Raw genomic sequence first — 14646 nt, 5'->3', positions numbered from 1 at the left:
CGCATCCTCTAGGCGGGATGGACCTTTGGCTCTCCGGGAGGGTATCCGGCGAGCGGCAATGCCGTCTCCTCGGACGGCAATTCGCGGACCGCACCCTTGGCGAGATCGCCGAGTTCGAGTTCGCCGATCCTGACCCGGACGAGGCGCAGCACCTCGGCGCCGGCCGCCTCGACGATCCGCCTGACCTGCCGGTTGCGGCCTTCGTCGATCACCATCTCGATCCAGGCATTGCGCTCTCCGCAGCGCAGCAGCGCGGCCGAGCGGATCGACAGCACTTCGTCTCCGTCGACCGCTCCCTGCCGCAACCGGGCCATGAAGGTCTCGTCCGGCACACGGTCGATCTGGACATGGTAGGTCTTGTCGACCCCGGAAGCGGGATCGAGGATGCGCTGTGCCCAGCGCGTATCGTTGGTCATCAGCAGCAGGCCCTCGCTCGCCATGTCGAGACGGCCGACCGGGGCGAGATGCGGCAGGTCGAGCCCCTCCAGGCAGGCATAGACGGTCCGGCGACCTTCCGGGTCGCTGGCCGTGGTCACCATGCCGCGCGGCTTGTTGAGCATCAGGTAGATGCGGCGCGCCGCCGTCACCGGCTGGCCATCGACCGCCAGCCGCGCCCGCTGCGGATCGAGGCGCAATTCGGGGTGGAGCGCGGCGCGACCGTCGACCGTGACGCGCCCCTCGCGCACCAGCTTCTCGGCCTGCGTCCGGGAGCAATAGCCGAGCTTCGACAGCGCGCGGGCAAGGCTGACGGTTGCCGTCGATGCGGGGGCGGTACGCTTGCGAAGAAATCTCATGATGAGTCTGGTATGGCTCGCGGCAGCGCGGGCAGGCGCGCCGGCCGCCCGCGCTTGAACGGCAACGGCCGGTCGCTGCCATGCTCGGCGGCGGATGGCTTCGATGCGGAAGCCTGTCGATGTCGGAAAACGCGTGGCTCGCCGCCTGCGGGCAGGCTGGTCGAAAGCCGGATCGACCCCGAAGCGGCCCTGCCGGGCGGCTCGGGGCTAGGCTCCCGCGATGATGGGGCTCCCGGGGCGCCAGGAGCGCGAAGGGCTGGGCGTCCGGCTCATGGCCGTGCTTGAAGCCGGTAGCGCCCGGCCTTGTCAATGACCATCGCGACCGTTGCGGGGTTTCGCCGCGCGCCGATCCGGCTTAAGAGCCGGTAGGAAACGCAATCGGGCTCCCATGTCGCATAACAGCTTCGGCCATCTCTTCCGCGTCACTACCTTCGGCGAGAGCCATGGGCCCGCCATCGGCTGCGTCGTCGATGGTTGCCCGCCGCTGCTGCCGCTGACCGCGGCCGACATCCAGGGCGATCTCGACCGCCGCCGGCCCGGCCAGTCGCGCTTCACCACGCAGCGCCAGGAGCCGGACGAGGTCCGTATCGTCTCCGGCGTCTTCGCCCGCGAGAGCGACGGCGTTCAGGTCACGACCGGCACCTCGATCGGGCTCCTGATCGACAATGTCGACCAGCGCTCGAAAGACTATTCCGACATCAAGGACAAGTACCGGCCCGGCCATGCCGACTACACCTATGACGTCAAATACGGCATCCGCGACTATCGCGGCGGCGGGCGTTCCTCGGCGCGCGAGACGGCGATGCGCGTCGCCGCCGGGGCCATCGCCCGCAAGGTCGTTCCCGGCATGATCGTGCGCGGCGCGCTCGTCCAGATGGGGCCGCACAAGATCGACCGCGCCAATTGGGACTGGGAGGAGGTCGGCCGCAACCCCTTCTTCTGCCCGGACGCCAAGGCCGCTGCCTTCTTCGAGGGCTATCTCGATGGTATCAGGAAGTCCGGCTCCTCGATCGGCGCCGTGCTGGAGATCGTCGCGGAAGGCGTGCCGCCGGGGCTGGGCGCCCCGATCTACGGCAAGCTCGATTCCGAGATCGCCGCCGCGCTGATGAGCATCAACGCGGTCAAGGGCGTCGAGATCGGCGAAGGCTTTGGCGCGGCCGAACTCTCCGGCGAGGAGAATGCCGACGAGATGCGCGCCGGCAATGACGGTAAGCCGCTGTTCCTCTCAAACCATGCTGGCGGCGTCCTTGGCGGCATTTCGACCGGCCAGCCGATCGTCGCGCGGTTTGCAGTCAAGCCGACCTCCTCGATCCTGGCGACGCGCGCGACCGTGACCCGCACCGGCGGCGAGGCAGAGATGTTCACCAAGGGCCGCCACGACCCCTGCGTCGGCATCCGCGCCGTGCCGGTCGGCGAGGCGATGGTCGCCTGCGTGCTGGCGGACCAGTATCTGCGCCATCGCGCGCAGGTCGGTGTCGTCGAGCCGCGCTGGCCGTTCCAGGAGTGACGGAAGGCGTCATGGTCGGGCTTGTCCCGACCATCCACGCCTTCGTTTATCGAAGGTGGTGGTCAAGACGTGGATGCTCGCCACAAGGGCGAGCATGACGGTTCAGCATCTTGCATTTAAGCAATACTGAAAATACATCGATCATTCATTGCGGATGAAGCGGCGCCGTATTAGCTTCACGGCATGAAGCTCGACGTCTGGCTCCGGCAGAACAAGATCGCGCGCAGCGCCTTCGCGAAACAGGTCGGCCTGTCGCCGGCCAGCGTGACCGCGCTTTGCAACGATCCCGCTGCCTGGATTTCCCGCGAAAGCGCCGAGCGCATCACCGCCGCCACCGGCGGCGCGGTCACCCCCAATGATTTCCTCGGCCTGTCCAGGCCGCGCGAGGCTGCCATGTCCAACAATGTCGCCGAGACCATCGATGCCTTCGCCCGCGGCGAGATCGTCATCGTCACCGATGACGACGATCGCGAGAACGAGGGCGATCTCATCGTCGCCGCCTCCCTCTGCACGCCGGAGAAGATGGCCTTCATCATCCGTAACACCTGCGGCATCGTCTGCGCGCCGCTGACAGCTGCCGAGGCACGGCGCCTGCGGCTCGACCCGATGGTCTCGTCGAACGACGCCCCGCTCGGCACCGCCTTCACCATCACGGTGGACGTCAAGCACGGGCTGACCACCGGCATTTCGGCCGAGCAGCGCACCAACACGGTCCGCGCGCTCGCCAACGGCAACATGGGTGCCGCCGATTTCGTCCGGCCCGGCCATGTCTTCCCGCTCATCGCCAAGGACGGCGGCGTTCTGATGCGCTCCGGCCATACAGAAGCGGCCGTCGACCTCTGCAAGCTCGCCGACCTGCCGCAGGTCGGCGTCATCTGCGAGCTCGCCAATGACGACGGCACGGTGATGAAGGGCGCGCAGATCACGGCCTTCGCCGAGAAGCATGGCTTGAAGCAGATCACTGTCGCCGACCTGATCGCCTATCGCCAGTCGCGCGAGAAGCTGGTCGAGCGGGTGCATTCCTTCCCAGTCAAGACCGAGTTCGGCGACGTGACCGGCCATGTCTATGTCACGCCCTTCGACAGCACCCAGCATTTCGCCTTCGTCATGGGCAAGCTCGGCGATGGCGAGAAGGTGCCGGCTCGTCTGCACCGTGCCGATGTCGTCGCCGACGTGCTCGGCGGCGCCGGCTCGATCCAGTGCGCGCTGCGTCGCTTCCAGCAGGAAGGCAAGGGCGTGCTGATCTATCTGCGCGACGGCAGCGCCGGCGTGCCGATCAAGGCTGTCGATGACGAGAACTCCGACGCGCTGCGCAGCCAGCAATGGCGCGAGGTCGGCTTGGGCGCGCAGATATTGCGCGATCTCGGCGTCCGCTCGATCGTGAACCTCGCCTCCTCGCCGCGTTCCTTCGTCGGCCTGGGCGGTTTCGGTATCGAGATCGCCGGGACGGCGCCGCTCGAATAGTCGCTAACAGAAAGCGCGGGTCATCCCGGGCGACCGAAGGGAGACCCGGGATCCATTCCGGAGCGTTTCCGATAAAGGCTCAGGCATGGATCCCGGATCGTCGCTTCGCTCCGTCCGGGATGACTCGTGCTTGTTGACGCGGAATGGGAGTTCGGCTGCGTTCAGCCTTCCATCAGCGCCGAGACATGGGCGGCTGTCGATTTCGCCAGCGCGTCGAGATCGTAGCCGCCCTCCAGCACCGAGACGATCCGGCCGCCGGCATGGCGGTCGGCGGTCTCCATCAGCTTTTGCGTCGCCCAGGCGAAATCGGTCTCGCGCAGGTTGAGGTCGGCGAGCGGGTCCCGCCAATGCGCGTCGAACCCGGCCGAGATCACCACGAGATCGGGGCGGAACGCATCGAGCCGCGGCAGGACCACCGTCTCGAAGGCTTCACGGAACTCGTCGGAACCGTCCCCGGCCCGCAAGGGGGCGTTGACGATCGTGCCCTGCGTGCCGCGCTCCATGGCAGAGCCTGTACCGGGATAGAGCGGCATCTCATGCACGGAGGCGTAGAGCACCGAGGCATCGTCCCAGAAGATGTCCTGCGTGCCGTTGCCGTGATGCACATCCCAGTCGATGATGGCGACGCGCTCCGCCCCATGCGCCTTCTGCGCGTGACGCGCCGCGATCGCGGCATGGTTGAAGAAGCAGAAGCCCATGGCGCGCTCGCGCTCGGCATGGTGGCCGGGCGGGCGCATCGCGACGAAGGCGTTGCGGGCCTTGCCGGTCATGACCTCATCGACGGCGGCGACCGCGCCGCCGACACCGCGCAGCGCCGCTTCGATCGTGCCGGGCGACATCAGCGTGTCCGCATCGACCTGGACGAAGCCGGCGGCAGGAGAGGATGCGATCAGCGCCCGTGCATAGGCTTCCGGATGGCAAAGCGCGACCTGATCGAGCGTGCCGAGCGGCGCCTCCAACCGAATCAGTGCTGCGAAACGCTCGGCTTCGAGCGCGTTCTCGACCGCCTTGATCCGGTCGGCGCATTCGGGATGGCCCGCTGGCATCGCATGCGCGAGGCTGGCCGGATGGGTGAAGAGCAAGGTCGTCAAAGCCGGCTATCCCTGTATGAGGGCAGGCTGCAACGCCATGCGTGGCCGCTTTGCCACGCCAAACGCCCTTCTGGACAGTGCGGCGGGAACCGGATTGCACCATCGCCGTTTGAGGCCTAGTGCTTCGCCGAGCCGCCGCTCGTGGGGAAGCGCTCTGGCGACACGAAGCGTTAACGTTCGATTCATCATAAAGGCTGCCTTAGGGTCGGCTGGGTGGAGGCTATGAAGAAGACCGCTTTCGTTGCACTGGCGCTGTCGGCCCTGTTGGGCGCCTGCCAGTATAAGAGCGTGGCTGCTCCGGAGCTGTCAGCCCGTGACGCGGAATATATCGCGCTCGTCCCCAAGTTCGACACCTACCTGCCCTATCTTCCCTACGAGATCGCCGATCCGACCGGGCAGCCGCCCGGCACGGTCTATGTCGATACGAAGGAGAAGTTCCTCTATCTCGTCCTGCCGAACAAGAAGGCCATCCGCTACGGCGTCGCCACCGGTGACGAGGCTTTCGGCTGGACCGGTGAAGCCGTCGTGCAGCGCAAGGCGGAATGGCCGCGCTGGACGCCGCCGGCCGAGATGGTCAAGCGCTGGCCGCATCTGAAGCCGGTTGCCGGCGGGATGAATGGCGGGCCGGAAAACCCGCTCGGCGCGCGCGCGCTCTATCTCTACCAGAACGGCCACGACACGCTCTACCGCATCCACGGCACCAACGAGCCGGAGACGATCGGCCGCTCGGCCTCGTCCGGCTGCATCCGGATGCGCAACATCGACGCGATCGACCTGTTCAACCGCGTGCCGGTTGGCGCGAAGGTCATCGTCGTCTGAGCGATCGGACGATCCGGAGAATTCGGCGGGCGGCCTCGGGCCGCCCGTTTTCGTTTGGGTATGCTTTTGGTTGAACCCCTTTGTCATTCCGGGGCTTCGCGCAGCGAAGAACCCGGAACCCACGACTGGGCGAGCGCTTGCCCGATCAGTGAAGCCGAGCGTTGCGCCCAGTCGTGGGTTCCGGGCTCATGCCCGCGGCATGCCCCGGAATGACAAATGGCTCGCTCTGGGGTGAACTTGGAGATAGCCCAAGAAAAAGGCCGGTGAGAGCAAGCTCCGCACCGGCCAAGTGAAGGGTCTCGAAGGGGAGGTTTCAGTCGTAGAAACCGTGGCGGAGAACGCCGGGCAACTCGGCCTTGCGCGCTTCACCGTGCTGCTTCAACGCAGGTGACATCTGTCGGGTTCCCGCGGCGACCGCCTGAAGTGCGATCGGGCGGAAGAAGGTCGCATAGATCACCCGCGCCGTGGCGTCGTGGAAACCCTTGCTGACCGGTGTCGGGGAATGGGCGTCGCGTTGAAGCATGGCTTCTACTCAAGCTGTGGACCTCGCGCCGGCGGCTCGCGCCTGCCGACTTCGCTTGTCTGACGCCGGATCGGGACGGCGCCGGGGCGCCTCTGTGATCTGTTCGTGGCGTTTTCGGGCGGTGATCCCGGATTTCGCCACATTGCCGGGCACGAAAAAGGCCGGGCGCTGCCGCCCGGCCTTGTGTCTTCTGGCGATGTCGGTGCGCTTAGGCCAGCAGGCCTTCGGCCTTCGCCCAGTTCAGGGTCTTGTCGAGGGCGCGCTCGCAGCGGTTGAACATTTCCTCGATCTCGGCCTCGTTGATCACGAGCGGCGGGCAGAAGGCGAGGCGGTCGCCCATGGCGCGGGTGATGAAGCCCTCTTCCAGCGCATAGGCCACGGCCTTGGCGCCGACGCCCTTCTTGGTCTCGAAGGAGGCCTTGGTCTGCTTGTCCTTGACCAGCTCGGCGCCGCCGATCAGGCCGACGCCCTTGGCTTCGCCGACGAGCGGATGCTCGTTCAGCTTGGTGAGGCGGCGCAGGAAGGTCGGCGAGACCTTCTCGACATGGTCGACGATCTTCTCGCGCTGGTAGATCTCCAGCGTCTTCACCGCGACGGCGCAGCCGACGGGATGGCCGGCATAGGTGTTGCCGTGGCCGAAGGTGCCGATCTTGCGGCTCTGGTCGACCAGAACGTCATAGATCTTGTCGTTCATCATCACGGCGCTGAGCGGGAAATAGGCCGAGGTGATCTGCTTGGCGAGCGAGATCGAGTCGGCGTTGAGCCCATAGGTCTCGGTGCCGAACATCTTGCCGGTGCGGCCGAATCCGGTGATGACCTCGTCCGAGATGAACAGGATGTCGTACTTGGCGAGCACGGCATTGATCTTCTCGAAATAGCCTGCCGGTGGGATGATCGCGCCGCCGGCGCCCATCACCGGCTCGGCGATGAAGGCGGCGACCGTGTCAGGCCCTTCGCGCAGGATCATCTCTTCCAGCTCGGCGGCGAGGCGCGACGAATAATCCTGCTCGCTCTCGCCCGGCTCCGCGAAGCGGTAATGGTGCGGGCAGGAGGTGTGCAGGATACCGGGCAGCGGCAGGTCGAAATCGATATGGTTGTTCGGCAGGCCGGTCAGCGAGGCCGATGCGACCGTAACGCCGTGATAGCCCTTCAGCCGCGAGATGATCTTCTTCTTCTGCGGCCGGCCGAGCGCGTTGTTGAGATACCAGACGATCTTGACCTGGGTGTCGTTCGCGTCGGAGCCGGAGGCGCCGTAGAACACTTTGGAGATCGGAACCGGGGCGATCTCCTTCAGCTTCTCGGCCAGCTCGATCGCCGGATCATGGCTGCGCCCGCCGAAGATATGGGTGAAGGGCAGCTTCTTCATCTGCTCATAGGCGGTCTCGACCAGTTCCTGGTTGGAATAGCCGAGCGAGGTGCACCAGAGCCCCGCCATGCCCTCGATATATTCCTTGCCGGCGGAGTCGTAGACATAGATGCCCTTGCCGCTTTCCAGCACGAGCGGGCCCGTCTGCCGATGCGTGGCGAGGTTGGTATAGGGATGGACGAGGGTCTCGATATCCCTGACGGCGACATTCGACAGCATGATGGGCTCCCGGTTCTGTTTAATATTCTTGCCAGTGTAATCTGAATTGACCGCAAATGTTGAGCGATTTTGATGCAAGGGACGGTAGACTCTGCCGCAGGGCGAGCGCAACGGAAAGGCTTCGCGCCAAACGGGCGAAGGGGCCGCTCACGCGGCCTGAAAACAAGCCGAGCCCCGGGGAAAGCGCGCGTCATCCCGGACGCAGCGAAGCGGAGATCCGGGATCCATCATTGAGTACGACGCCTTTCGATGGATCCCGGGGCAAGCCCGGGATGACGGTGTGGTTTCTCAGGAAATGACCTATGGTGCGACCGGCGGCGGGGCGAAACGCCCGCCCAGCTCCTCCAGCATGGCGCCGACGGCGATGGCGGTGCGGTCCTCGCCGAAGGGCGCGATGATCTGGACGCCGAGCGGCAGGCCGTCGCGCGTGCGCGTGACCGGCGCCGAGAGCGCCGGCAGGTCGGCTCCCGTCGCCAGCGCCGCCCAGAGCAGGAAATCGAGATAGGGCCGCGGCTCGCCGTTCACGATCAGGCGCCGCGCATGGATATCCGGGCCATGGTCGTGCGGGATCGCGGCGACGGGCGCCGGCGGGCAGAGCACCACGTCGTAACGCGCAAAGAAGCTCGCCCATTGCCGCTTCTGGGCGCGGCGGCGCTGGTCGATCTGCTGATAGAAGCCGGGTGTCATTCGCGCGCCGCGCGCCTGAAGAGCCTGATGCGACAGGTCGTTCGGGCTGAAGCGCGCGGCTTGCGCCTGGATGCGGGCGCGCACCTTCGGCGGCAGGCCATAGGCCACGACGGCATGGTTCAGCAGCGCATAAACCTCGAACGCGTCGGCGAAACGGATCGAGGGGCGGGCCGTCTCGTCGACGATTGCCCCCGCCTCGGCCAAGCGGTGGGCCGCTTCGCGCACGGCATCGGATACCTCCCGATTGACGGGCGCGAAGGGATCGTCGGCCCAAACAGCGACGCGCAGGCCTTTCGCGCCAGTCTGTCGCGGCTCCGGCAGGGCGGGACCGGGCAGGGCGGTGTCGCGCGGTCCCGCGATCACCGGCAGGGTCAGGTCGAGATCTTCAGTGGCGCGGGTGATCGGCCCGGCGACCATCAGGTCGACATTGCGCAGCGTGCGCCGCTCGGGCGGCGGCGGGATCGCACCCCAGGTCGAGACCAGCCCCCAGCTCGTCTTCAGGCCGAAGACGCCGCAGGCATGGGCCGGCCAGCGGATCGAGCTGCCAAGATCGGAGCCGAGCTCGAAGGCGCTCATGCCGGTCGCGACCGCGACCGCCGCGCCACCCGAGGAGCCGCCGGGCGAGCGCGTCTCGTCCCAGGGATTGTTGGTCACGCCATGGGCCGGATTGTAGCTCTGGAAATCGCCGGAGAAGACTGGGACGTTGGTCTTGCCGATGATCACCGCGCCGGCCGCCCGCAGCCTTGCGACTGCGGCAGCATCCTCAGTGGGGACACGCTCGCGATAGGCCGGCAGTCCACCCGATGAAGGCAGGCCGGCGACGTCGAAGGCATCCTTGATCGTGATCGGCAGCCCTTCGAGCGGGCGAGCCGTGCCGTTGGCGAGGCGCTCATCCGAGGCTTTCGCCATCGCACGGGCGGCCTCGCGATCCTGCGCAACGATCGCGTTGAGGCGCGGGTTCAGCGCATCGATACGGGCAAAGGTCGCCTCAAGGAGATCGGTGGCGCTGAAGCGGCGGGCGAGCAGCGCCGCGCGCAACGTGGTGGCGGAGGCGGTCAGATCGATGCCGTCGGCCATGCCCGCTCACTCGGCATCGACGGCGCGGGCGAGATCGCGCCAGAGCAGCACGAGCCGGTCGAGCTCGGCGAGGTCGTCCGGCTTCAGCTTGCCGAGCGTGCTTGCGACGAAATCGCGCTGGGCGGCAATGCCGGCCTCGGCGAGCCGGCGGCCTTCCGACGTCAGGTGCATCGCATAGGAGCGCCGGTCGCCGGCGATGGCGCGGCGCTCGACCAGACCGGCCTGCACCAGCCGGTCGACGAGGCCCGAGACATTGCCCTTGGTGACATAGAGCTTCTCGGCCAGCTCGCTCTGGCTGATGCCCTCCTGCTCGGTCAGGGTCGAGAGCAGGTCGAATTGCGGGATCGAGAGCCCGAGCGTGCGGATGCGCCCGGTCATCTGCATCAACATGCGCTGGTGCAGCCGCATGAAGCGGAACCAGACCCGGTCCGGTTCCGTCGCTGCCTGCGGCACGGCTTTCGCTGCGGTCATGGCGTTCCCCCCGCTTTTGACGGATTAGACCTAAACCATCTCGCGCGTGCAGGCGAGCCTTCGATGGGATGACTTCCCTTTCCCGGAAGCCCCTCGCTATCCTCTCGGCAAAACGGATCTGGGAGGACATGCGCATGCTCGGCCTGATGCAGGACTGGCCCCTTCTGCTCCACCGCATCATCGACCACGCCGCGATCCAGCACGGCACGCGCGAGGTCGTGAGCCGTGCCGTCGAGGATGGCGCCCTCAGGCGACGCAGCTATGTCGAGATCCGCAGCCGCGCCTTGAAGGTTGCGAAGCGGCTCCAGCGCCAGGGCATTGCGCTCGGCGACCGGGTCGCGACGCTCGCCTGGAACACCGACCGCCATCTCGAACTCTGGTACGGGATCAGCGGCATCGGCGCGATCACGCATACGGTGAATCCGCGGCTGTTCCCGGAGCAGATCGCCTGGATCGTCGATCACGCGCATGACCGGCTGCTCTTCCTCGACCTCACCTTCGTGCCGATGATCGAGGCGCTTCAGGACAAGCTATCGAGCGTCGAGCGCTATGTCGTCCTGACCGACGCTGCCCATCTGCAGCAATGCGGTCTCAAGAACGCCGTCGCCTATGAGGATTGGCTGGCGGAGGCGGACGACGATTTCGCCTGGGGTCGCTTCGACGAGAATACGGCGGCCGGGCTCTGCTACACCTCGGGCACGACCGGCGGGCCGAAGGGCGTGCTCTATTCGCATCGCTCGAACGTGCTGCATGCGCTCGCCTGCGCCGCGCCGGATTTCATGGGCCTGTCGGCGCGCGACACGGTGCTGCCTGTCGTGCCGCTCTTCCACGCCAATAGCTGGTCGCTGGCCTATTCGGCGCCGATGACCGGCGCCAAGCTGGTCATGCCTGGCGCGAAGCTCGACGGCCCCTCGCTGCACCAGTTGCTGGAGGAGGAGGGCGTGACCATGACGGCGGCGGTGCCGACCGTCTGGCTCGGCCTCCTCCAGCATCTGGAGGCGACGAACGGCACGCTCTCGACGCTGAAGCGCGTCGTCATCGGCGGCTCGGCCTGCCCGCGCGCGATGACCGAGACCTTTGAGCGCAAATACGGCGTCACTGTCGCCCATGCCTGGGGCATGACCGAGATGAGCCCGCTCGGCTCCTTCTGCTCGCTGAAGCCGGTCTATGAAGGGCTCTCGGGCGATGCGCTCTACGATCTCAAGGTCAAGCAGGGCCATCCTCCCTTCACCGTCGAGTTCCGGCTCACCGACGATGCCGGCGCGGACCTGCCCTGGGACGGCAAGACCTTCGGCCGGCTCAAGGTGCGCGGGCCGGCGGTCGCGGGCGCCTATTACCGCAGCGAGGACGGTATCCTCGACGATCACGGCTTCTTCGACACCGGCGACGTCGCGACCATCGATCCCGCCGGCTACATGCAGGTCACCGACCGCTCGAAGGACGTGATCAAGTCCGGCGGCGAGTGGATCTCCTCGATCGACCTCGAAAACCTCGCCGTCGGGCACCCCGATGTCGCGGAAGCCGCGGTGATCGGCGTCGCCCATCCGAAATGGGACGAGCGGCCGCTGCTGGTGATCGTGCCGAAGCCGGGGCGCAAGCCGGGCAAGGAAGAGATGCTCGCCTTCATGGCCGGCAAGATCGCGAAATGGTGGCTGCCGGACGATGTCGTGCTGGTCGAGGCCATCCCCCACACCGCGACCGGCAAGATCCAGAAGACGAAGCTGCGCGAGATGTTCAGGGATTATCGGCTGCCGGGGTGATCGGAGGGGGCTTCCCTCAGCATCCTCAAAAGGAGCACGTCATCCCGGACGGAGCGCAGCGGAGATCCGGGATCCATGCCGGAGCGCTTCCGATGAAGGTTCAGGCATGGATCCCGGGTCTCCCTGCGGTCGCCCGGGATGACCGTCGTGTTTCGATGCGTAGTCGAAGGGCACTGGCTGGCGCCTTGAAACGCAAACGGCGCCCTTTTGGGGCGCCGCACATGTCGTGTTCGAGGATGGTTCGGAGGCTGGTTGCTCTCAGAACTCCTCCCATCCGGAGTCGCTGGCCCGGCCGCTGCCGCCATTGGCGACCTTGCGCGGGGCGGGCATGGCCTTGGATTGGACGAAGGCGGCCTCGGCCAGCTGGCGCAGCCGCGCCGGCTCGCCGGAGTCGGACACGGCAACGGGAGCAGGCCGCGCCGCCCGCATCGGCGCCTTGACGGCGCGCGGTCCCGTCGCCGGCTGGGCGTAGGCCGTCTGGCCTGCAGCCTCACGGTTGGTCCGGAAGGTTGCGACCAGCGCGTTGAGCTGTTCGATCCGGCCCGAGAGCGAATTGGCGGAAGCGGCGCTCTGCTCGGACAGGGCCGCGTTCTGCTGGGTCATCTCGTCGAGATGCGCCACCGCCTGGCTCATCTCGTCGATGCCGTTGGCCTGCTCGCCCGAGGCTGCCGAGATGTCGGCGATCGTCGCCGCGACCTTCTGCGAGGCCGCGAGGATGCGGGCGAGCTGGTCGCCGGCCTGACGCACCAGCTTCACGCCCTCGCCGACCTCGGCATTGGACGAGGAGATCAGCCCGGAGATGTCCTTGGCCGCCTCGCCCGAGCGCTGCGCCAGGGTCCGCACCTCGGAGGCCACCACCGCGAAGCCCTTGCCGGCCTCGCCGGCGCGGGCCGCCTCGACCGCCGCGTTGAGCGCCAAGAGGTTGGTCTGGAAGGCGATGTCGTCGATCACCCGGATGATGTCGGAGATCTTCTGCGAGGCGGTCTCGATCCTTGCCATGGCGTCGACCGCCTGGCCGGCGATGGTGCCGCCGCTCTCGGCTGCCTGCATCGCCTCGTCGGCGATCCGGGCCGCGTCCTTCGAGGCCTGGGCCGAGGCCTTGACCGAGGCTGCGAGTTCCTCGGTCGTGGCGGCAGTCTCCTCCAGCGAGGAGGCCTGCTCCTCGGTGCGCTTCGACAGGTCGTCGGCGCCCATGTTGATCTCGCGCGCGGCGAGGCCGACATCCGCCGAGGTCGTCTGGATCGTCGCGACGGTGTCCGAGAGGCGGTCCACCGTCTCGTTGATCGCGCCCTTCAGGTCGGCGAAGCGGCCGCGATAGCCCGTCTCGATCCGGTTGGTCAGGTCGCCGCCCGCGATCGCCGAGAGCGCTTCCGCAAACTCCGTCGTCGCGCCGTCGACAACCGCGTTGATCTCGTTGATGCCCTCGACGAGTTCCTTCAGCGGGCCTTCCATGCCGCCGACCTGCGCCTTGCCGGAGAAATTGCCTTCGCGCGCATCGGCGACGATGTTGGCGACCTCGCCCAAGAGCTTCTGGACATGGGCGGCCTGCTCGGCATCGGCGAGCATGGCGAGCTCGCGGTCGCGCCGGTTCTGCTCGAGGGCGAGCGCGTTCTCGCGGTAGATTTCGAGCGCGCCGCTCAGCGCGCCGATCTCGTCCGGCGACGGGGCGGCCGGGATGGCCTGGGCGAAATTGCCCTGCTGCATCTCGTCGAGCGCGGATTTCAGCGAGACCAGCGGCCGCGCGATCCGGCGCTGCACGCCGCGCAGGCTCATCACGCAGATCGCGAGCAAGGAAGCCAGCAGCGCGCCGACGATGCCGAGCTTGATCCAGGCGGCGGTAAGCTTCTTGTCGGTCCGCACGACCATGTCGTCGAGCGACTGGGTGACGGCCGAGACGATGGCCGTGAACGGCGCGTTGCACTGCTTCGTCCACTCGTCGGCCGCGATGACGGGGCCGGCGCCCTGGCCGAGCTTGCCGATCAATTCGTCCATCTTGCGGTTCGAGGCCGCGACCTCGGCGGACATGACGCCGACCTTCCGGGCCAGCTCGCTGCCGACGCCGGGGCGGGACGCCAGCTGCTTCAGCGTCTCGCCGGAGGTGTTGGAGACGCCACGCAATTCGCCGAGCTTGCGGATCTGCGCGGTATCCAGCGCCTTGCCCGAGCCGAAGGCCGGGCGGAGCACCGAGCATTGCGTCCCGTAATTCGAGCGGACGTCCCAGCCGGCCGACTTGAAGCTCTGCAGGTCGGCGAGGATCGGGTCGGCGAGGCGGGCGGCGTTGGAGGTCTCGTCCGAGGCCTTGACGATCGCGGCTTCGATCGCGCCGATGCCGTTATACCAGGGCATGGTGGCGGCGAGGCTGCGCTGCGCCTTCGGTTTGGCGGCCTCGGCATAGAGATCGGCCATCCTGGCGTCGGTCAGCTTCTGCTGCTGCAGGATGCCGGCGATCAATTCCTTGCGGCCGGGCAGGCCGGTTTCGTCGAGCTGGGCGACGGCATCGGCGATGCGGTTGCGGTTGCTCTCCTCGATCTGCTTCAGCGTCGCCGCCGGGTCATCGGCGACCTGGATGCTGGTCTGTGCCTGTCCGCGCGCGGTGCGGATCGCATTGCCGGCGAGCAGCAGGGCCTTGTCGGCCTGGACCAGCTCGCCCAGCTCCATGTTGGTGCGCACATCCGAGATGGATTGATAAGCCATGTAGCCCAGCGCCCCGATGCCGGGCACGCACAGGCAGGCCATGGTGGCGACGAGATAGTTCTGGATCGACGAGGGGAAGAATTTCACGGCGGGACTCGGGGCGTGACATGCGGCGATAAGGCGGTGATGAAGGCCGGGAGGCAGGCAGCGGGCGAGCCTCGTCCTGCCGTCTTA

11 protein-coding genes are annotated in these 14646 nt (G+C 67.2%); 4 read left to right on the top strand and 7 right to left on the bottom strand.

Translation table 11 applies throughout. From position 1 onward, the window contains the following. Nucleotides 1-8 precede the first annotated feature (8 nt). The gene (locus AC6RIC_RS23785; RefSeq protein ID WP_499734193.1) at nucleotides 9-794 is read right to left on the bottom strand and encodes a pseudouridine synthase; all 786 of its coding nucleotides are present in this window, start codon (nucleotides 792-794) and stop codon (nucleotides 9-11) included. Between the two features lie 388 nt (nucleotides 795-1182). On the opposite strand from AC6RIC_RS23785, the gene aroC reads away from it, so the two are divergent. Together aroC and ribB are read left to right on the top strand one after the other, a co-directional pair. Then, nucleotides 1183-2301 carry a chorismate synthase gene (gene aroC / locus AC6RIC_RS23780; RefSeq protein ID WP_499734192.1) on the top strand — a complete coding sequence of 373 codons (1119 nt, stop codon included), beginning with the start codon at nucleotides 1183-1185 and terminating at the stop codon, nucleotides 2299-2301. Between the two features lie 183 nt (nucleotides 2302-2484). Then, nucleotides 2485-3765, top strand: a complete 1281-nt coding sequence (ribB, locus tag AC6RIC_RS23775) for a 3,4-dihydroxy-2-butanone-4-phosphate synthase (RefSeq protein WP_499734191.1) — start codon at nucleotides 2485-2487, stop codon at nucleotides 3763-3765. 161 nt (nucleotides 3766-3926) lie between these two features. On the opposite strand, the gene AC6RIC_RS23770 is transcribed toward ribB, so the two are convergent. Next, nucleotides 3927-4856: a histone deacetylase family protein gene (locus tag AC6RIC_RS23770; RefSeq protein ID WP_499734190.1), complete on the bottom strand. Its 930-nt coding sequence runs from the start codon at nucleotides 4854-4856 to the stop codon at nucleotides 3927-3929. Between the two features lie 222 nt (nucleotides 4857-5078). Between AC6RIC_RS23770 and AC6RIC_RS23765 the strand changes: the two genes are divergently transcribed. Beyond that, the gene (locus AC6RIC_RS23765) at nucleotides 5079-5675 is read left to right on the top strand and encodes a L,D-transpeptidase (protein WP_454658412.1); all 597 of its coding nucleotides are present in this window, start codon (nucleotides 5079-5081) and stop codon (nucleotides 5673-5675) included. A gap of 313 nt (nucleotides 5676-5988) precedes the next feature. Here the strand turns inward: AC6RIC_RS23765 and AC6RIC_RS23760 are convergent, their stop codons facing one another. The 4 genes from AC6RIC_RS23760 to AC6RIC_RS23745 form a co-directional block, all read right to left on the bottom strand. Continuing rightward, nucleotides 5989-6198, bottom strand: coding sequence for a hypothetical protein (locus AC6RIC_RS23760; protein ID WP_454658411.1), 210 nt, complete (start codon nucleotides 6196-6198; stop codon nucleotides 5989-5991). A gap of 208 nt (nucleotides 6199-6406) precedes the next feature. After that, nucleotides 6407-7783 carry an aspartate aminotransferase family protein gene (locus AC6RIC_RS23755; protein ID WP_499734189.1) on the bottom strand — a complete coding sequence of 459 codons (1377 nt, stop codon included), beginning with the start codon at nucleotides 7781-7783 and terminating at the stop codon, nucleotides 6407-6409. A 300-nt stretch (nucleotides 7784-8083) separates the two neighbouring features. After that, nucleotides 8084-9547 (bottom strand): amidase, encoded by a 1464-nt coding sequence (locus AC6RIC_RS23750; protein WP_499734188.1) that lies wholly within the window; start codon nucleotides 9545-9547, stop codon nucleotides 8084-8086. Nucleotides 9548-9553: 6 nt separating this feature from the next. Next, a complete protein-coding gene (locus tag AC6RIC_RS23745; RefSeq protein WP_454658408.1) occupies nucleotides 9554-10018 on the bottom strand; it encodes a MarR family winged helix-turn-helix transcriptional regulator in 465 nt (154 codons plus the stop codon). Between the two features lie 134 nt (nucleotides 10019-10152). Here AC6RIC_RS23745 and AC6RIC_RS23740 point away from each other — a divergent pair, with 134 nt between their 5' ends. Further along, on the top strand, nucleotides 10153-11778 hold the full coding sequence (locus AC6RIC_RS23740) for a long-chain-fatty-acid--CoA ligase (protein WP_499736651.1): 1626 nt from the start codon (nucleotides 10153-10155) through the stop codon (nucleotides 11776-11778). 258 nt (nucleotides 11779-12036) lie between these two features. Here AC6RIC_RS23740 and AC6RIC_RS23735 read toward each other — a convergent pair whose 3' ends face one another. After that, nucleotides 12037-14559, bottom strand: a complete 2523-nt coding sequence (locus AC6RIC_RS23735) for a methyl-accepting chemotaxis protein (RefSeq protein ID WP_499734187.1) — start codon at nucleotides 14557-14559, stop codon at nucleotides 12037-12039. Nucleotides 14560-14646: the final 87 nt, after the last annotated feature.

The organism is Allobosea sp. TBD101 (genome assembly GCF_059817965.1).
This window is presented reverse-complemented; position numbering and strand designations above follow the sequence as displayed.